Below are 18819 nucleotides of genomic sequence, written 5' to 3' on the forward strand. Positions count from 1 at the left end.
TAGACAGACTTTAAAGTATTGATATAAACAATATTAAATAGTGTATAATTATTAAGAGATATTTTTATAGGACGGTGGAACGGGTGGAATTATTGCAAATAATAGTTAATTCAGTAAGGAATATAAGTTTGTGGTCTATTGTGGATATATTAGTGGTATCATACATACTTTATAAAGTGTATATGCTTATAAAAGAAACTAGAGCCGAGCAGCTCTTAAAGGGAATTGTGCTTATAATATTTCTTATACCCATAAGCAGCTTTTTTCATTTGGTAATGCTTAACTGGATACTTACAAAAACGCTGACTATAGGTGTTCTTTCTTTTGTTATTATATTTCAGCCTGAAATTCGCCGTGCACTTGAACATCTTGGAAGAACAGCCTTTAATGATAAACATATATTACAGGATGAAGAGGTAATGGAAAGAGTTGTAACAGAAGTTGTAAATTCTGTAGATAATTTATCGAAGAGCAAAACAGGAGCTCTCATTGTAATTGAACAGATTACAGGACTTGAAGATATAATAAATACAGGGACTAAAATAGATGCTGTAGTATCTTCGGCTCTTTTAGAGAATATATTTGTAGTAAATACACCTTTGCATGATGGGGCAACTATAATAAGAAATGACAGAATAGTGTCAGCGGGGTGTTTTTTGCCTCTTACAAATAATAATGAATTGAATAAAAAATTAGGTACAAGACATAGAGCAGCCCTTGGTATATCAGAAAATTCTGATGCCCTGATTATAGTAGTTTCTGAGGAAACAGGAACTATCTCTTTTGCCGTTAATGGAAAATTAATAAGGAATTATACTAAGGATAGACTTAAAAAAATTCTTATTAATATAATGAAAAGAAGATTTCAAAAAAAGTTCACATGGAGAGAGAGGGTGATTGAGTGGAAGAAGAAAATAAAAAGAACCAGATCTTAATAAAAGTATGCTGTGTTATTGCTGCATTTATCTTATGGTTATATATATTTAATATAGAAAACCCTATGACAGAAAGAAAAATTGTAGTTCCTGTAACTATAGTAAATAAAAATGTACTTGCTCAATCAAAGCTTGTTCAGGTGGGTAATGAACAGCCTAATGTATCTCTCGTAATAAAAGGAAATGCTTCTGATGTATATTCGGTAAGGCCCAGTGATTTTCAATTGAACTCGGATTTAAGTGCTTATGTTATGAAAAAGGGAGAAAATAATATACCGGTAACTGTAAAAAAGAGCCCCAGTAATATAAGTATAATAAATAATCAAAATTTATGGATAAAAATACAGTTAGACGAATTAAAGGAAAAATTTGTATCCATAAAAATAATACTAAGAGGAAAACCCAAAGAAGGATATTATGCTCTAGATCCTGTCTTGAAAACAGAAAAAGCAAAAATAAGCGGTGCTCAAGATTCAATAAATGCGGTGAAATATGCTGCAGCTATATATGATTTAAAATATGCTCAAAATGACATAAGTACAACATTATCGCTTCAACCTCAAGATGTATCTGGAAATTTAATAAAAGATACCAGTATAAGTCCTTCTGCTGTTAAGGTTGTCATACCTATTGGAAAAATAAAAACCGTTCCAGTAAATATTAAAGTTCGTGGTAATTCTATAAATGGTTCGGAAACTAATTTGATGACTGCTGTGCCGGATAAGGTAGATATAGCTGGCAATGAAAGTGTGATAAAGAATATAAGTGGAATAGATACAGAGCCTGTTGATTTAAGCAAAATAGGAAGTGCAGAAAGTACACAGATCAAGTTAGTAGTTCCAGAAGGGGTAAAATTAGTAAATAGTGATGGAGTGATACAATTAAAATTGAATTCGAGTACATTTAAAGTTGATGGGGAATCGCAGAGGCAATTAAATTTGAATATACTTGTTAGGAATTTAAGTGACAATTATACAGCCAAATTGAGCAGCGGGAGTGTATCGATAGTAGTTTCTGGATCTGATAGTATTCTAAATAATCTAAATGAAAATAGTATAGCTTGCTTTGTAGATGCGGATTCGATGGATGAAGGGGTTCACTCCGCCAATGTAGTGATATCTCTACCTCAGGGATTGACATTAGTATCTCAAAATCCGCAGAGTGTGAATTTAGAAATAAGTAAAAAAACGTCGGAGGGACAAAATGGCCATTAGAATTAATAATTTGATTATGGGTATAGATGGAAATTTAGAAGAATTGAAAAGTAAATCTGCAAAAAAACTTAGAATAAGTAAAAGTGATATTGAAAAATTTAGAGTACTGAGAAGATCTATAGATGCCAGAAGAAAGAACAGTATAAAATTTAATTATTCTGTAGAAGTAGTATGCTCAGCAGAAAAAAAATTAAAGTCAGTGGATAAAGATGTAATAATAGAAGGAAGAACTGTACGATGGAAAATAATTCCGGGGAGAAAGGAAATGGATTCCAGACCTGTAGTTGTTGGAATGGGGCCTGCAGGTATGTTTGCAGGCCTTCTTTTGGCAAGAAAAGGATACAGACCGCTTATAATAGAAAGAGGGGAAAAAATTGAAGATAGAGCAAAAACAGTAAATAGATTTTGGACCACCGGCAAGCTGAATTTAGAATCCAACGTTCAGTTCGGAGAGGGTGGAGCGGGTACTTTTTCCGATGGCAAATTGACTACTAGAATAAAGGATAAAAGATGTGATTTTATTTTGGATACATTTTCGAAATATGGTGCCCCTGATGAAATTACATATGATGGCAAGCCTCATATAGGAACAGATAACTTAAAAATTGTGGTTAAAAATATAAGAAATAAAATATTAAAATTAGGGGGAGAAATACTATTTAACAGCAGGCTGGAGGATTTAATGATAGAAAACAAAAAATTAAAGGGTCTAATTGTAAATGGAAGTGAAATTCCCTGCAGCAATTTAATACTTGCTATAGGACACAGTTCTAGAGATACATATGAAATGCTTTTTAGAAGAAAAGTATTCATGGAGCCCAAAGCTTTTGCTGTAGGTGTTAGGGTGGAGCATTCACAGCACATGATAGATATAAGTCAATATGGGAAATTTGCAGGGCATCCTAAATTGGGCCCTGCAGATTATAGGCTTACATATAAATCTAAAAGTGGAAGAGGGGTCTACAGTTTTTGTATGTGTCCTGGAGGAGAAGTTGTATCTGCGGCTTCAGAAGAAGGGGCACTTGCGACTAATGGAATGAGCTATTATAAGAGAAATCTTGATAATGCAAATTCTGCTGTGGTAGTAACTGTTGATGAGAATGATTTTCAAGGTAATTCCCCTCTAAAAGGTATGGAATTTCAAAGATATTATGAAAGGTTAGCGTACAAATTAGGGGGAGGAAATTACGTTGCTCCGGTGCAGTTGATCAGGGATTTTATAAGGGAGAAAATTTCTACTGGATTTGGTGAAGTAAAGCCTACTTACAGACCGGGATATGAGTTTAGAGATTTAAAGCAGTGCCTTCCATCAAAGGTAGTTATAGGATTGAAGGAAGGTTTTATCTACTTTGAGAAGAAAATACCCGGATATGCGGAGGGTGATGGAGTAATAACAGGTATTGAAACTAGAACTTCTGCGCCTGTTAGAATACTTAGAAACAATAGTTTTGAAAGTATATCCTTAAGTGGACTATATCCCTGTGGAGAAGGTGCAGGATATGCAGGGGGTATAGTATCTGCTGCAGTAGATGGTATTAAGGCAGCGGAAAGCATAATTGAAAACTATAGACCTTTCTGAGCAGTTGTGGGTATACTGGTACGTTTTCTTTTTAATATATATCTGGTAAAATGTGATTGTTGAAGAATATATTTTACGGGGGTATTTTATATGGACAATATTATACTGGTAATTAATCCTGGTTCTACATCAACTAAAATAGCATTATTTGAAAATGAAGAATGTAAAATTTCAGATAATATATTACATGATGTGGATAAAATAAAAAAGTTTAAAAGCATATATGCTCAAAAGGAAATGCGCACTGAAGTTGTATTAGATTGGCTTAGATCCAACAATGTAGTATTAAACAGATTGTCTGCTGTAGTAGGGAGAGGAGGGCTGCTGCGTTCTATGCCTGGAGGAACCTATAAGGTCACGCAGAAAATGCTGGAGGATCTGAAGATAGGTTATCAAGCACAGCATGCCTCTAATTTAGGAGGAATTATTGCAAATATAATAGCCCAAAAAGCTGGCGTACAGGCATTTATAGTGGATCCAGTAGCAGTAGATGAAATAGATGACATTTCAAGAATATCAGGCATACCACAGATTGTAAGAAAATCTCTCGTTCATGCGTTGAATACCAAAGCCGTTTGTAGAAAAGTATGCCGTAAGTTTCATAAAGATTTTGACAGAAGCTCTTTTGTGGTTGCACACATAGGTGGAGGCATATCTGTATCTCCTGTTAAGAATGGAAGAATAATTGATACAAATAATGCCAATGAAGAAGGGCCTTTTTCACCAGAAAGAGCAGGGACTCTGCCCTGTGGAGATTTAATAGAATTGGCCTTTAGCGGTAAATACACCCGTGAAGAACTGAGAGAGAAAATAGTAGGTAGGGGAGGACTTGTAGCTTATTTGGGAACTAATAATGGTAAGGAAATAGCAAATAGGATTGAAAATGGGGACAAAAAGGCTAAATTCATACTTGAAGCAATGGCATATCAGATTGCTAAGGAAATAGGGGCCATGTCAGTGGATCTTAATGGACAAGTAGATGCGGTAATATTAACCGGAGGAATGGCTTATAGTAGAGTTCTTACGAATGTCATAAAAAATATGGTAGCTTTTATTGCCCCTGTTGAAATAATACCAGGTGAACTTGAAATGCTGGCCTTAGCTCAAGGGGCGCTAAGAGTACTTCAGGGAAAAGAAAGGGTAAAAATTTATGATGAAGAGGTATCTTTTACATAGGTACATATTATCAATGAAACGGCCAATAGGATTTTGAGGAGGGAAAATATGGAATACAGAATTTTAGTGATTGATCCTGGTTCTACATCTACTAAAGTATATGTTTGTGAAGGTAAAAAAGAGATATTGAAAGAAACTATAATGTATTCATCATCTTACATAAATAAATATGATAGAGTTTATGACCAGTTTCAGTTCAGAAAAGAAGATGTATTAAAAATATTGAGGAAAAGAAGTTTTGATTTAAATACCTTAAGTGCAGTTGTTGGGAGGGGTGGTCTTTTAAATCTTAGAGAAGATAAAATTTATAGGATAAATGAAGCTATGATAGAGGATTTAAAAGTGGGGATACAAGGTGAACATGCTTCAAATTTAGGAGCTATAATAGCAGATAGTATAGCAGGCCCTTTGAAAATACCTGCATTTACAATAAATTCAGTTACTGTGGATGAATTATGGGACATAGCGAGGATATCAGGCATGCCTGATATAACTAGGAAAAGTAAATTTCATGCTTTGAATCAAAAAGCGGTAGCGAAAAAATATGCTGCTGATATAGGTATGGATTATGCAGATTTAAATTTGATAGTTGCTCATATGGGCGGCGGAGTCTCAGTAGGGGCACATAAAAGAGGGAGAGTTGTAGATGTAAATAATGCATTGGATGGAGATGGACCATTTACTCCAGAAAGAGCTGGTGGAATTCCGGTAGGAGATCTGGTAAATCTTTGTTATAGTTGCAAATATAGCTACCACAAGATGAAGAGAATAATAGCTGGAGAAGGTGGAATGGTGGCTTACCTGGGTACAAATGATTTTAGGAAATTGGAGATGATGGTGAATATGGGAGACAAAAAGGCCCGAATAATTTTAGATGCCTTTATACTTCAAGTATCCAAAGAAATAGGAAAATGTGCAGCGGTTCTTTCGGGAGATGTGAATGCTATAATTTTAACAGGCGGCATAGCCTACAGCGAAAATGTGGTAAATAAATTAAAAGAGAGGGTATCTTTTATCTCATCTGTGATTTGTATTCCTGAAAGATATGAGCTGTTGGAACTGGCACAAGTGGGATTTAGAGCTTTGAATGGAGAAGAAATTAAAGAATATAAAATAATTAGTTAGAAATGTGAGAAATTTGTGATATAATATATTTAAGAAAGTATAAAAAAATCATATGAATCTTTAATTGACAGTTATTATTCATATTTTTGATAATTATCAGGTATTTTAAATGTTTTGCCTAAAGGATAGAATTGTTTTATGCTCTATATGAAACCGTTTACCAGATGCGCAACGTTGGGTATAAGTTCTTCAAATGAGGTGATAAAATGAGTAGAATTAAGATATTTACAGGTCATTTTGGAAGTGGTAAAACTGAAATAGCTATTAATTCTGCAATAAATACTGCAAATGAAAATAAAAAAACAGCAATAGTAGATTTAGATATAGTAAATCCATACTTTTGTACAAGAAGTTTGAAAAATGAACTAGAAAAAAAAGGTGTAAGAGTTATATCATCAGATCCTAATCTATTGAACGCAGAATTGATGGTAATACCTGCTGAAGTGCTTTCAGTATTCAATGACAAAAGCTATCAGGCATTTTTTGATGTAGGGGGAGATGACCAAGGAGCTGTAGCACTTGGACAATTTAACAGATTTTTCAATAGTGAACCCTATGATATGTATTATGTAATTAATAACAAAAGACCGTTGACCTCAAATGAAGAGGATACTGAAAGATATATAAAATTCATAGAAACTTCATCTAGATTAAAAGTAACTCATCTCATTTCAAATAATAATTTGTCCTATGAAACTACTGTATCGGATATACTGGAAGGGGATAAACTGGTTGAAAAATTATCTGGCAAATTGAAAATTCCCCATGCATATACTGTATGCAGGAAGGATCTAGCAGATGAAGTTCAGGGTAAGATAAATACAAAAGTATTTCCTATAGATATTTATATGAAGACACCCTGGGAATAGGATATTTGGAAATTAGGTATTTTAAAACAATCAATATGCTAGAAATAAAATTCATATAAAGTTAAAGGTGTTAAATTTATTATCTAGAGACATTACAATCAATTACAATTATTTAATAGCTAAATTTTTAGGAGGGGATTTCTCATGCCAAAAGTAACTTTTAGGGAAGAGAGATGCAAAGGCTGTGGACATTGTATAGAAGTCTGTCCAAAAAAGATTGTGTCATTTTCCACCAAGTTAAATGCAAAAGGGTATCATCCGGCTACTGTTCCAGAAGATAAAATGGAAGAATGTGTAGCATGTGCATCTTGCGCTAGAATATGTCCAGACTGTGTAATAACTGTTGAAAAATAATAAGGAGGTAGGCTTTTTATGGGAAAGAAGGTATTAATGAAGGGCAATGAGGCCATAGGTGAAGCAGCTGTAAAAGCAGGATGTAAAGCTTTTTTTGGATATCCCATTACCCCGCAAACAGAAGTCGCAGCTTATATGTCCAAGGTTATGCCAAAGATAGATAGAGTTTTTATTCAAGCTGAAAGTGAAGTAGCTGCTATAAACATGGTTTATGGTGCAGCTGGTAGTGGTGTCAGGTGTATGACATCTTCAAGCTCACCTGGAATTAGTTTGAAGTCAGAAGGTATATCATATATTGCAGCAGCGGAATTACCCTGTCTTATTATGAATATAGTAAGAGGAGGTCCAGGCCTTGGAAGCATACAGCCAGCTCAATCAGATTATTTTCAGGCGACAAAAGGCGGTGGACATGGAGATTATAATATGCCCGTATTTGCACCAGCTTCCATACAGGAAATGATAGATTTAATACAGGATGCCTTTGACGTGGCTGATATGTACAGGACTCCCTGCATGGTAATGGGAGATGGAATGCTCGGACAGATGATGGAACCTGTGGAGTTTAAAGAAAGACCACAGAGAAAATTACCTGAGAAAACCTGGGCAGCTAATGGCCTTAATGGAAGGAAGAAGCATAATATTATAAACTCCCTGTACTTAGCACCTGAGGAATTAGAGAAACACAACAACAAACTTCAAGAGAAATTTAAGAGGATAAAAGAAAATGAAGTTAGATATGAATTGTATAATTGTGATGAAGAATGTGATCTGATATTAGTGGCATATGGAACTACATCGAGAATATGCAAGAATGTAATTAAGATGGCTAAAAAAGAGGGAATAAATATAGGATTGATAAGACCGATAACCTTGTGGCCGTTCCCAGTTGAAGCTTTTGAAAAAACTATAGATAAGACAAAACATGGTTATCTGTCTGTAGAGATGAGCTGTGGCCAGATGGTCTATGATGTAAAGTTGGCAGCTAACGGTAGAAAACCAGTAGATTTTTATGGAAGATCTGGAGGTATGGTTCCAGAACCTTCGGATATTTTAAAAAAGGTTAAGGCCATGATAGGAGGGGAAAAATAATGACTGTAGTATATGAACCACCAAAATCACTGCTGGATGTGCCGACACATTACTGTCCAGGGTGTACTCATGGAGTAATCCACAAATTAGTTGGAGAAGCAATAGACGAGCTTGGGATATTGGACAAAACTATTGCAGTTGTACCAGTAGGATGTTCAGTTCTAGCCTACAATTATTTTGCCTGTGATGTATTTGAAGCGTCCCATGGAAGAGCACCGGCAGTTGCTACAGGTGTAAAGAGAACTAATCCTGATAGTGTAGTATTTACTTATCAAGGGGATGGAGATTTAGCAGCTATAGGTACTGCAGAAATAGTTCATGTAGCTACAAGGGGAGAAAATGTGACTACTATATTTGTGAATAACTGTATTTATGGTATGACTGGAGGTCAAATGGCTCCAACCACTTTACCGGGACAAGTTACTGAGACTACTCCTTATGGAAGAGATACAAAAATAGCTGGATATCCAGTGAGGGTTTCTGAAATGATATCCACCCTTACAGGAGCATGTTATGTGGAGAGAGTTTCTGTAGATACTATACCTCATCTTTTAAAAGCTAAAAAAGCTATAAAAAAAGCATTTCAAAATCAATTGGAAGGAAAGGGATTTTCACTGGTTGAGGTTCTTTCAATATGCCCTACTAACTGGGGACTGTCGCCTAAAGAGGCAATGCAGTGGTTGAGAGATAACATGATACCATACTATCCTTTAGGAGTAAAAAAAGACACTACTGAGGAGGTGAAGTAAGGTGGCATCACAACAGATTATTTTTGCAGGATTTGGTGGACAGGGTATTTTGTCTATGGGTAAATTCTTGGCTTATGCAGGTATGGATGCCAACTTAAATGTTTCCTGGCTTCCTTCTTATGGACCTGAGATGAGGGGCGGGACAGCTAACTGTTCTGTAATATTGACCAATGAGGATATAGGCTCTCCCATAGTTTTGAGGGCGGATAGTATAGTTGTAATGAACAGACCTTCTCTAGAAAAATTTGAAAACTCTGTAGAACCTAATGGTATAATAGTAATGGATTCGGATTTAATAGATATTATGCCAAAGAGGAAAGATGTAAAGATCATAGCGATCCCGGCTCAAAGTCTAGCAGAAAAAATAGGGAGCAAAAAAATAGCTAATATGATTTTGTTGGGAGCCTTAGTAAAAGAAACTGGAATAGTTTCTATGGATCAATTGCTCAGTTCTTTAAAAGATCATGGAAAAGAGAAATTCTTTGAATCCAATAAGGCAGCTGTGGAAAAAGGTATTGAATTTGTAAAGTAAGCTTTTGTTAAAGCACTTTATTGAATGCCATTTTGGTTATTTAATAAGGTGCTTTTTTAAGTTATGGAAAAGTACGTTGTGGAAATATTTTTAATGTAATATAATATAAAAAGACAAATTAACTTTTAATAAGTGAGGTATTAGTATGCAGAGAATGTTTGGCACTGACGGTGTAAGGGGAATTGCAAATGGGGAATTGACTTCAGAATTGGCTTATAAATTGGGAAAAGCAGGAGCCTATGTATTGACGGAAGCAGTACATAAGCCTAAGATACTCGTTGGAATGGACACCAGAATATCTGGAGATATGCTGGAAAGTGCATTGGTTTCAGGTATACTTTCCATAGGAGCGGAGGCCATTTGCATTGGAGTAATACCAACACCAGCAGTAGCTTATTTGACAAGAAAATATAAAGCAGATGCGGGAGTAGTGATTTCAGCCTCTCATAATCCTGTGGAATACAATGGCATAAAATTTTTTAATGGTTCAGGATATAAATTATCTGATGAACTAGAAGATAAAATACAGTACATAATTGAAAGTGATTTTAAGGGAATATCTGTGCCTTTTGGTGCGCAAATAGGAAGAAAGATAGTTGAAAAGGAAGATGCATTGAAAAGCTATGTGGATTTTGCAAAATCAACTATTGATGGAGATCTAAGGGGATTGAAGGTTGTGCTAGACTGTGCCAACGGTGCCTCTTATAAGACTTCTGTAAGGGCTTTTGAAGAATTGGGAGCTGAATTAAAAGTTATAAATAATAATCCGGATGGAATAAACATAAATGACAACTGCGGTTCTACCCATCCTGAGCAACTTATGAGAACTGTAGTGGAATCAGGATTTGATTTAGGGCTTGCCTTTGACGGAGATGCGGACAGATGTATTGCTGTGGACGAAAGAGGAAATCTCGTAAATGGAGATTTTATTATGGCTATAATAGGGAAAAACTTAAAGGAACAGGGCAAGTTGTATAAAAACACTGTGGTGGTTACTGTTATGAGTAATATGGGACTTGATATAGCACTTGAAAGAGAAAAAATGAATACAGTAAAAACCAAGGTGGGAGACAGATATGTGCTTGAGAAGATGGTGAAGGAAGGATATAAATTAGGCGGAGAGCAATCGGGACATATAATCATGCTGGATTATAATACCACAGGAGATGGACTTGTCACTGCACTGCAGATATCCTCCATAGTTAAAAAAAGCGGCAAAAAATTATCCCAGCTTGCTTCCATGATGAAGAATTTGCCCCAGGTACTGGCAAATGCAAAAGTGTCTAATGACAAAAAAAACATATATGAAGAAGATGCAGAGATAATAAAAAAAATAGAAGAAGTAAAGAAAAAGTTAGATGGCTGTGGGAGAGTACTGATAAGACCTTCAGGAACAGAACCACTTGTCAGGGTCATGCTGGAGGGAGAAAATCAAAATGAAATAGATAAAATTGCTCGTAATTTAGCTGAAATGATTCAGCAGAAGGCCAGTTTGTGAAACATTAAAAAATATATAAATTTTAATACACTGCTGTAAAATACTAAGCAGTGTATTTTTATTTTTTAATTAAATATTTTTAGCTCTATTATAATGTAAAATTGGGAAGTATATTAATTAGAGACCTAAATGATTTTTGCCTATTTTAATGCTAATATATGATATTTGGAGGAGTTATAGAGAAATGGTATGGGAATATAAAGTATTTACAGCAGAGAATTTTCTGGGTTCAGATGATGATTTGACTTTAGAAGAAAAATTGAATAAATTTGGTAAAGATAATTGGGAATTTTCAGGAATTATACAAAAACCATATACCACACTGGGTAAAGATTCCAAAGTGGACGGCGACTGTATAATATTTAAAAGGCGTATAGAAAATTAAATTACAAAGAATTAGATTAGGGCAAAAATCATTTGGTCAAAAATTTAAACACTATTATAAACTATGTTAATACAAAATTAATAATTGAATTTAATATGTATTTACATAGTATGATCTTAGGAAACGACCATATTTCAAGATGATTTAGAATAAATTCCATATTGAGGATGCATATATTTCACAATTGCGATAGTTGACAAAAAATTAAATTAAATAATATAATGTATTGATGACAGATTTGAGGTTGTCAATTATATTAAAGGCAGGTGGTTATTAGTTAGTAGTAATGTAACAAAAGCGCCAGAACTTAAGTTCGACTGACCAAATCGAAGATTTGGAGTCTCACTTGAGTTGACGAGGATGGGGAGTATCGAATCTTCGGCGGGTGCCCCACGGTATCGCACTACCGTTAACAACTGATAAAACCAGGAAGCAATTTCTGATACAACATCAGTTTGGTGTAAAAACCTTTAATAGGAGTCGAATATGCGATTCCAAAAGTACGATTTCCTGAAAAATCAATAATAATTCGGGTTTTATTTGATTATGACTTTTTGATTTCATATTGAAAGAAACTACCGTGTTATTAGTGGAGAATTGTGCTGCATTTAATATATTAAATATTGAAAGGAAGATTAATATGTGCGGAATAGTTGGATTTGTTGGAAAAAAACAGGCATCACCCATTTTAATTGAAGGTCTTAGCAAACTTGAATACAGAGGATATGATTCAGCAGGAGTTGCTATAATAGATAAAGATCACATCAATGTGGTGAAGTGTAAGGGAAGACTTAAAAATTTGGAAGATAAATTGTCAAAACATCCATTAAAGGGTATAGTTGGAATAGGTCATACAAGGTGGGCGACCCATGGTAAACCCTCTGATTTAAATGCACATCCACATAACAGTCAGGACGGAACAATAAGTGTAGTTCATAATGGTATAATAGAAAATTATGTACAACTTAAAGAGTGGCTCACATCCAAGGGATATAAATTTATATCTGAAACTGATACAGAAGTTATTCCACAACTTATAGAATATTTCTACAATGGAGATATAGTAGAGGCGGTCATGAAAGCAATATCAAGGATAAGAGGAAGTTATGCCATCGGGGTTATTTGCTCGAAAGAGCCTGGAAAACTGGTTGCAGTGAGAAAAGACAGCCCCCTTATAGTGGGTCTTGGTAAAAATGAATACTATATAGCATCGGATATTCCGGCTGTGTTAAACCATACGCGAGATATATATCTTTTGAATGAAAATGAATTTGTGGTTATAACAGAAGATGGTGTGAAACTTTTATCTGAAGATAAGAAAGAAATAAAGAGGGATGTTTATCATGTTACCTGGAGTGCAAATGCTGCCGAGAAAGGTGGATTTGAGCATTTCATGATGAAAGAGATACATGAACAGCCAAAGGCTATAAAAGATACTATGACATCTAGAATCATGCTGGGAAAGCCTGTAACTTTAGATGATATAAAAATAACAAAAGAACAAATTAAAAATATAGATAAAATATATATAGTGGCCTGCGGAACTGCATACCATGCGGGAATGGTTGGAAAGTATGTGATAGAAAAACTGGTGAGAATGCCTGTAGAAGTGGATATTGCTTCAGAATTCAGGTACAGGAATCCTATAGTAAATGAAAGAACTTTGATGATAATAATAAGCCAGTCTGGAGAAACTGCTGATACCCTTGCAGCCTTGAGAGAAGCAAAGAAGCAGGGTGCCAGGGTAATAGCCATAACAAATGTGGTGGGAAGTTCTGTATCCAGGGAAGCGGATGATGTGCTCTATACCTGGGCGGGTCCTGAAATAGCAGTTGCTTCTACGAAGGCATATGTAACCCAGCTGATTGCAATTTATATAGTAGCTCTCTTTTTCGCGCAGCATAAGGGGACCATTAGCACAGAAAAAATAGAAAAGATAAAAGAGGAAATGCTTTCCCTGCCTGTGAAGGCGGAAAAAGTGCTTGCAAATAAAGAGATCATCCAGGAGTTTGCAGAAAAAACCTACAAAAAGGAAGATGTATTTTTTTTGGGAAGAGGCCTTGACTACGCTGTTGCATTGGAAGGATCCCTGAAACTGAAGGAGATATCTTATATCCATTCGGAAGCTTACGCCGGCGGCGAACTGAAGCACGGTCCTATAGCGTTGATTGAAGATGGAACTGTGGTGATTGCAGGGGCTACACAGGAGAAACTGGTTGAAAAGATGGTAAGCAATATCAAAGAAGTGACTACCAGGGGAGCTAAGGTTCTGGCTTTTGCTTTTGAGGGAAACAAGAATGTTGAGAAGGCAGCTGACTCTGTCATATTCCTTCCCAAGACACTGGATATATTTGCTCCGGTACTTGCGGTAATTCCACTTCAGCTTCTGGCCTATTATATTTCCATAAAGAAAGGCTGCGATGTGGATAAGCCTAGGAATTTGGCCAAGTCCGTTACAGTAGAGTAGACTATAATGGTGGATAGTTGCTTTTACTGGCTTGAAATAAAATTCAATTGCAGTGTGTAAAGTAAGTTAAATATAGAGACCGTACCTAGCTTTGATTTAAACAAATCCAGGTACGGTTTAATAATTATTTAGAAAAACAGTAATAGTACAACTCTCCATTTTTATCCAAGCTAAAATCTAATAAATGGAGTTCTGGTGCAAATAAAGAAATAATTTCGTTTTTTGAACGTTTTGCCGGCCCAATTGGAAAAGAAAATGGCAATTTTCTTCCGAAATGGACGAGGATAAAGTATGATTTACTATTCATTAACTTAAGAACAATATTTTTGTATTCTTTTCGTTGTAATCCTCTAAAATTATGCAAACATCCTGAATCAAGTACTATGTCAAAGGTCTGAGATACTTTCCAATTAAAGATATCCGCATGAACGAAATCAATATTGACATTTGCTTTTTTAGAGTTTTTTTCTGCAAATTTTAAAGCCTTTTCTACAAAGTCCAATGCGGTTACTTTAAAGCCAAGTTTTGCTAGGTAAACAGCATTTGTCCCTGTACCGCATCCTATATCGAGTACGCTTTCGGTTCCTTTGAAACTCTTGGCCAACTTTTTTAAAAACTCGGGTGCATCCTCTCGATACCAGGAAAGTTTGCTCTCATCACTAGTGTTATACAACATTTCATAAAATTTTTTTCTTGATGGCATTTTACTCAATCCTCATTTCTTCAATTTCGTCTCTAACGTATTGATTAAGTTTTTGTATAGAACATAATAGTTGATGAATTTCTTTATAATTTAACTTTGCAAGTATTTTAGAGTCTCGATTTTTCCATTTTTCATGAATTTCCTGATGCTTTTTATATATCTCTTTACCCTTCTCAGTTAGTTCAAAATAGAGTTCCTTATTATTGCCTGGTTTTTTAAACGATACGATAGTATTTTTAACCTGCAATCGTTTGAGCATTTTACTAACTCCACCTTTAGTTATGCCGAAAACATCTGAAATTGCCGAAAGATTGCTTCCCGCGTTTTTGTATATGCAGTCTACTAAATGGATTTCAGCAGGCTTAAGGTCTGTTTCCCAAGTATCGTACTCACTTTGATTCATTCTCTGGATGTTTTCTATTAGTTCATGAAAGATAAATAATAATTGTTCAATATCCGACATAATATCGCCCCTTATTTTTTCCATGGAAACAATATAAGTATAGATCGTTTTAATTGAAAAGTCAAAAAATAATCATAGTTAAATTAGAATTCATTGTTCAAGGTGAATATATGATATAATATACATCAGAAATTTATTATTTAGATCACATTCTGTATGTTAGTTTCTTACAATTGTGTATTGAAGGAGGAGAGATTCAAATGCCGAATATTAAATTTGATATTGTTGAAAATATAGGAACACTGTCTGAAGGTTCGAGAGGATGGAAGAAAGAAGTCAACATCATCAGCTGGAACGACAGAAAGGCGAAAATAGACATTAGGGATTGGGACGAAACACATGAGAAAATGGGGAAAGGGATAACTTTAAATAAAGAGGAGATATCAAAGTTAAAGGACTTGTTGAGTAAGATTGATATTGATGAACTAGATGTAGAATAGATCTTTTATTCTGTCAAGGAGGGAATGATGGTGAAGGATATTGAAAAATACAGGGGATGTCCCATTGGCCTTTATTTTGAGGGGAAGGGACATTTACAAAAAGAGGTGGATCTCATCGGGGCAGAAGCAGCAGCTTTGAAAAAGCCATTATCGCCCCCGTATTATGGCAGTAAAATGTGATATTTTGATTTTGCCGTATTAAACTCCAGAGGAGTTTAATATAAACATAGTAATAAGGTAAAAACCCACATCCTCCATAGTTGGGAGGGTGTAGGGCTTTTTAATCAGAGATATATTGCATATAAAGGCAATCAAAATCATTTTATTAATTTATGAAGTTGCCTTCTTTTTATCATCTGGCAGTTTGGGAAGATAGGGTTTTTCATTGTCTTTATCCCCATAATATCCACAAACATGATCTCGGGGTGAATTTTCATAATCTAGTTTTTCCAGCATTTCTTCATCACCTGAAAAATTTTCTGCACAATTTTCACAGAGATATTCTTCATTTTCACAGTCATAATAGAAGGCTTTTCTCCCGCATTCGGAACATTTTATCGGTGGCTCGTTATTTCTTGCCATCAATTCTATTTGTTTTCCTGTATTCGGAGATAGCTCTTTATCCACAACTCTTATTCTCAAATATGTAGTGGATCCAAAATCATATTCATAGTCCATTTTATCTCCAACATCTATTACATTTTTAAGTTTTATGTTCATATCTTTAGAGTTCATCCAGTTATCTTCGAAATCTGTTGTGGATTCATAATATTCTCCATTTATCTTGAAACTGCTCAAATGACCGCAGCATTCCACCCAAACATCCCTTATAAATTGATCCAGATCTCTTAATTGAGCATTGCTGTTTATGGATATATACATCCAGTATGTAGAAGAGTGGGGAGTTTCTGCTACAAGTATGTATTTGTCTATGTCTGATTTAGAATTAACTGCGATAGTAGTTAAATATTTTTTCCTTTCTCTGCAGCTTTTCAGATGCCGTAAAATTCCCGATTTGCTGAATTCATTATTGCAATAATAACATTTCCCTTTCAAAGTTATTCCTCCTGACTAAATGAAGTTCGTGATATTATTTGTTTTTATTATAACCTATTTTATAAGAGTAAGTAAAATATTTTTAGGCAGAAAATAACATATTTGAGTATATAAATAATATTATTCCGTGTTATAATATGTTTATAGAGTGTTAAATTTTAAACCTCACTATTTTATAGGTTTTTTGGTACCATTTGAGTGATATAATAATATGATGAATATAGGTTGTATTTATGTAACATAGTGTAATATCTTATCGTCATTATTATTAAAGGAGGAATTTTATTTTTTAAATTAAACCGCAATAAGAGGAATGGGAGAGCCATATGAAGCGAATTTTATTAATAGGAATTGTAGGTGTAATAATTTTTAGTTTTTCTGCATGCAGCAATTTATCTAGTATATATAATAGAGAAGATGCTCAAAAAGTAAATGTTGGTAGTAACATAACTCCGCATCCAAAAGAAAAAAAACCGGTATCACCACCTAGAAGCATTCTTAAGGCAGGGGATAAGGGGAATGATGTAAAAGATATTCAAAAGAAACTTAAAAAATTTGGTTACACTGTAAATGAAGATGGGGATTTTGGGGAACAGACAGTATATGCTGTGATGGACTTTCAGCACAAACATGATCTTACTACAGATGGAATAGTAAGTGGGGTCACGTTGAAAGATTTGAAAAAGAAGCCTACTCCAGATGTAATGTACAAGCCCACAGCAGAAATAGTGTCTAATTTTAATTCAGCTTATTCGGAAGGTATAGTAAATAAGTTGGATACTCAGAGCTATACTGATTATTATGTTATGGTCAGTACATCAGAACAGATGGTATACATTTTTAATGGAAGCATCCATAAATGGAGACTGATAAATTCATTTCAGTGTGCATCAGGAACAGGCGGTACACCAACAGTTAAAGGTCAATTCTTTGTAGGGATAAAGGGTCCGCAATTTGAATCAGAAAATGGAGCCATACTTAAATATTTTACACAATTTCAGGGGAATTATTTATTTCACAGTGTTTTATTTGATAAAAACGGAAATCTGGTAGATGGTACTCTTGGGAAATCTGCTTCCCATGGTTGTATAAGACTAGCTCTTGAAAATGCAAAATATATTTACGATAATGTCCCTATAGGTTCAGGAATCTTGATACAATGAAAATATTTATTAGCTCATGAAAGAAATGAGAAACTTTGTTTCAAGTTTCTTTCATTTTTTTATATCTGAATGTAAGATGATACATGATCCCTCATTTTTTTATTGACCGAGAGATTGGGTTGTATTACAATATAATTAACCTACTATGTAGTGCAATGTAGATTAAATATTGAATTTGGAAAGTAGGGAAATACATGTTCGATAAGTCTCAACTTATGAGAGGAACTCTGGAAGGCTGCATATTGAAGATAATAAGTTTAAAAATTACCTATGGATATGAAATTATGGTATCACTTAGAAATTATGGATTTAGTGAGATAAAAGAGGGTACAATTTATCCTCTGCTTATAAGGTTGGAGAAGAAAAATTTAATTTTCGGAAAATTCCAGCCTTCACCTTTAGGACCGAGCAGAAAATACTATATTATAACGAAAAAGGGAAGAGAGGAATTAAAAAGTTTTGAAATATATTGGAATAATGTTTCAAGTATAGTGAAAAAAATATTATGTTTGGAGGGTGAATAATGGTAAATCAATTGAAAAAACTCCGCAGATAAAATAATTTAAGAGACAAACAACTATCAGTAGAAAATAACCTGGTGATAATGGATATAGTATGTTACCTTAGATCTTCGAATCTGTTTTTCAATTGATATAATGAATATTTTCAAAGGACAATTTCAACTTCAAATTACACTGGGATTTGTACTTTCAACTATATTTATTGTAATTTTTGCTGTGTATGCATGTCAGTGGATTACAAAAAAATCCTTTGAATTGTATTATACAAAGACAAAAGTGTTATTTGTGCTTGGATCTGTGGTGATGTTTTCAATTATAGCTATGATAAAAATATTCACTGAAAAGTATGTTTTATTTTCTGTAAATTTTTTGTATCCTCTTGTAATTTTATGCATTATCTTGACTTTCATAGTATATTTGGATAACAAGCATGTAAAACAAATAGTTAAGACTTATAAAAAAATTGTAATGAAATATAATATTTATTTATATATTTGATTT

At 34.3% G+C, this 18819-nt stretch carries 20 protein-coding genes; 17 read left to right on the forward strand and 3 right to left on the reverse strand.

The annotated features are described in order from the left end of the window. Positions 1-83: 83 nt before the first annotated feature. From cdaA to glmS, 13 genes are all read left to right on the forward strand, one after another. The gene (gene cdaA / locus J5G60_RS07650) at positions 84-935 is read left to right on the forward strand and encodes a diadenylate cyclase CdaA (RefSeq protein ID WP_150355384.1); all 852 of its coding nucleotides are present in this window, start codon (positions 84-86) and stop codon (positions 933-935) included. After that, entirely contained in the window at positions 902-2149 is a 1248-nt protein-coding gene (locus J5G60_RS07655) for a CdaR family protein (protein ID WP_150355383.1), read from the forward strand. Before cdaA ends, J5G60_RS07655 begins: the two co-directional genes overlap by 34 nt. Next, a complete protein-coding gene (locus tag J5G60_RS07660; RefSeq protein WP_150355382.1) occupies positions 2139-3728 on the forward strand; it encodes an NAD(P)/FAD-dependent oxidoreductase in 1590 nt (529 codons plus the stop codon). Before J5G60_RS07655 ends, J5G60_RS07660 begins: the two co-directional genes overlap by 11 nt. A gap of 90 nt (positions 3729-3818) precedes the next feature. Further along, positions 3819-4904: a butyrate kinase gene (gene buk, locus J5G60_RS07665; protein WP_150355381.1), complete on the forward strand. Its 1086-nt coding sequence runs from the start codon at positions 3819-3821 to the stop codon at positions 4902-4904. A 48-nt stretch (positions 4905-4952) separates the two neighbouring features. After that, positions 4953-6029, forward strand: a complete 1077-nt coding sequence (gene buk, locus J5G60_RS07670) for a butyrate kinase (protein WP_150355380.1) — start codon at positions 4953-4955, stop codon at positions 6027-6029. A gap of 206 nt (positions 6030-6235) precedes the next feature. Then, positions 6236-6898 carry an ATP-binding protein gene (locus tag J5G60_RS07675; RefSeq protein WP_150355379.1) on the forward strand — a complete coding sequence of 221 codons (663 nt, stop codon included), beginning with the start codon at positions 6236-6238 and terminating at the stop codon, positions 6896-6898. Between the two features lie 144 nt (positions 6899-7042). Next, the gene (locus J5G60_RS07680) at positions 7043-7252 is read left to right on the forward strand and encodes a 4Fe-4S dicluster domain-containing protein (RefSeq protein ID WP_150355378.1); all 210 of its coding nucleotides are present in this window, start codon (positions 7043-7045) and stop codon (positions 7250-7252) included. Between the two features lie 18 nt (positions 7253-7270). After that, positions 7271-8341, forward strand: a complete 1071-nt coding sequence (locus tag J5G60_RS07685; protein ID WP_150355377.1) for a 3-methyl-2-oxobutanoate dehydrogenase subunit VorB — start codon at positions 7271-7273, stop codon at positions 8339-8341. Next, positions 8341-9090 (forward strand): thiamine pyrophosphate-dependent enzyme, encoded by a 750-nt coding sequence (locus J5G60_RS07690; RefSeq protein WP_150355376.1) that lies wholly within the window; start codon positions 8341-8343, stop codon positions 9088-9090. The genes J5G60_RS07685 and J5G60_RS07690 overlap by 1 nt, the downstream gene beginning before the upstream one ends. Before the next feature lies 1 nt (position 9091). Continuing rightward, on the forward strand, positions 9092-9622 hold the full coding sequence (locus J5G60_RS07695) for a 2-oxoacid:acceptor oxidoreductase family protein (protein WP_150355375.1): 531 nt from the start codon (positions 9092-9094) through the stop codon (positions 9620-9622). A 145-nt stretch (positions 9623-9767) separates the two neighbouring features. Beyond that, positions 9768-11120: a phosphoglucosamine mutase gene (glmM, locus tag J5G60_RS07700; RefSeq protein ID WP_150355374.1), complete on the forward strand. Its 1353-nt coding sequence runs from the start codon at positions 9768-9770 to the stop codon at positions 11118-11120. Positions 11121-11304: 184 nt separating this feature from the next. Then, entirely contained in the window at positions 11305-11505 is a 201-nt protein-coding gene (locus J5G60_RS07705; protein WP_150355373.1) for a DUF4177 domain-containing protein, read from the forward strand. 640 nt (positions 11506-12145) lie between these two features. Further along, positions 12146-13972, forward strand: a complete 1827-nt coding sequence (gene glmS, locus J5G60_RS07710; protein ID WP_150355372.1) for a glutamine--fructose-6-phosphate transaminase (isomerizing) — start codon at positions 12146-12148, stop codon at positions 13970-13972. 124 nt (positions 13973-14096) lie between these two features. Here the strand turns inward: glmS and J5G60_RS07715 are convergent, their stop codons facing one another. Further along, positions 14097-14675, reverse strand: a complete 579-nt coding sequence (locus J5G60_RS07715) for a class I SAM-dependent methyltransferase (protein WP_150355371.1) — start codon at positions 14673-14675, stop codon at positions 14097-14099. Between the two features lies 1 nt (position 14676). Beyond that, on the reverse strand, positions 14677-15138 hold the full coding sequence (locus J5G60_RS07720) for a MarR family winged helix-turn-helix transcriptional regulator (protein WP_190972138.1): 462 nt from the start codon (positions 15136-15138) through the stop codon (positions 14677-14679). 200 nt (positions 15139-15338) lie between these two features. Here J5G60_RS07720 and J5G60_RS07725 point away from each other — a divergent pair, with 200 nt between their 5' ends. Both J5G60_RS07725 and J5G60_RS07730 read left to right on the forward strand, forming a co-directional pair. After that, on the forward strand, positions 15339-15578 hold the full coding sequence (locus J5G60_RS07725) for a YdbC family protein (protein WP_150355369.1): 240 nt from the start codon (positions 15339-15341) through the stop codon (positions 15576-15578). A gap of 27 nt (positions 15579-15605) precedes the next feature. Next, on the forward strand, positions 15606-15758 hold the full coding sequence (locus J5G60_RS07730; protein WP_190972137.1) for a hypothetical protein: 153 nt from the start codon (positions 15606-15608) through the stop codon (positions 15756-15758). Positions 15759-15908: 150 nt separating this feature from the next. Here J5G60_RS07730 and J5G60_RS07735 read toward each other — a convergent pair whose 3' ends face one another. Then, positions 15909-16634: an IS1096 element passenger TnpR family protein gene (locus J5G60_RS07735; RefSeq protein ID WP_150355368.1), complete on the reverse strand. Its 726-nt coding sequence runs from the start codon at positions 16632-16634 to the stop codon at positions 15909-15911. A 326-nt stretch (positions 16635-16960) separates the two neighbouring features. Between J5G60_RS07735 and J5G60_RS07740 the strand changes: the two genes are divergently transcribed. Then, the gene (locus tag J5G60_RS07740) at positions 16961-17797 is read left to right on the forward strand and encodes a L,D-transpeptidase family protein (RefSeq protein ID WP_150355367.1); all 837 of its coding nucleotides are present in this window, start codon (positions 16961-16963) and stop codon (positions 17795-17797) included. 194 nt (positions 17798-17991) lie between these two features. Then, on the forward strand, positions 17992-18321 hold the full coding sequence (locus tag J5G60_RS07745) for a PadR family transcriptional regulator (RefSeq protein ID WP_150355366.1): 330 nt from the start codon (positions 17992-17994) through the stop codon (positions 18319-18321). Positions 18322-18819: the final 498 nt, after the last annotated feature.

Origin of the sequence: Clostridium sp. HV4-5-A1G (assembly GCF_900184915.1) — a bacterium.
GTDB classification, from domain to species: domain Bacteria; phylum Bacillota; class Clostridia; order Clostridiales; family Clostridiaceae; genus Clostridium_B; species Clostridium_B aromativorans.

Excerpts from the sequence above, each read along its gene's own strand:
- J5G60_RS07660 (WP_150355382.1), top strand. The coding sequence starts at position 2,139 with ATGGCCATTAGAATTAATAATTTGATTATGGGTATAGATGGAAATTTA.
- buk (WP_150355381.1), top strand. The coding sequence starts at position 3,819 with ATGGACAATATTATACTGGTAATTAATCCTGGTTCTACATCAACTAAA.
- buk (WP_150355380.1), top strand. The coding sequence starts at position 4,953 with ATGGAATACAGAATTTTAGTGATTGATCCTGGTTCTACATCTACTAAA.
- J5G60_RS07675 (WP_150355379.1), top strand. The coding sequence starts at position 6,236 with ATGAGTAGAATTAAGATATTTACAGGTCATTTTGGAAGTGGTAAAACT.
- J5G60_RS07680 (WP_150355378.1), top strand. The coding sequence starts at position 7,043 with ATGCCAAAAGTAACTTTTAGGGAAGAGAGATGCAAAGGCTGTGGACAT.
- J5G60_RS07685 (WP_150355377.1), top strand. The coding sequence starts at position 7,271 with ATGGGAAAGAAGGTATTAATGAAGGGCAATGAGGCCATAGGTGAAGCA.
- J5G60_RS07690 (WP_150355376.1), top strand. The coding sequence starts at position 8,341 with ATGACTGTAGTATATGAACCACCAAAATCACTGCTGGATGTGCCGACA.
- glmM (WP_150355374.1), top strand. The coding sequence starts at position 9,768 with ATGCAGAGAATGTTTGGCACTGACGGTGTAAGGGGAATTGCAAATGGG.
- J5G60_RS07705 (WP_150355373.1), top strand. The coding sequence starts at position 11,305 with ATGGTATGGGAATATAAAGTATTTACAGCAGAGAATTTTCTGGGTTCA.
- glmS (WP_150355372.1), top strand. The coding sequence starts at position 12,146 with ATGTGCGGAATAGTTGGATTTGTTGGAAAAAAACAGGCATCACCCATT.
- J5G60_RS07715 (WP_150355371.1), bottom strand. The coding sequence starts at position 14,675 with ATGCCATCAAGAAAAAAATTTTATGAAATGTTGTATAACACTAGTGAT.
- J5G60_RS07720 (WP_190972138.1), bottom strand. The coding sequence starts at position 15,138 with ATGTCGGATATTGAACAATTATTATTTATCTTTCATGAACTAATAGAA.
- J5G60_RS07725 (WP_150355369.1), top strand. The coding sequence starts at position 15,339 with ATGCCGAATATTAAATTTGATATTGTTGAAAATATAGGAACACTGTCT.
- J5G60_RS07730 (WP_190972137.1), top strand. The coding sequence starts at position 15,606 with ATGGTGAAGGATATTGAAAAATACAGGGGATGTCCCATTGGCCTTTAT.
- J5G60_RS07740 (WP_150355367.1), top strand. The coding sequence starts at position 16,961 with ATGAAGCGAATTTTATTAATAGGAATTGTAGGTGTAATAATTTTTAGT.
- J5G60_RS07745 (WP_150355366.1), top strand. The coding sequence starts at position 17,992 with ATGTTCGATAAGTCTCAACTTATGAGAGGAACTCTGGAAGGCTGCATA.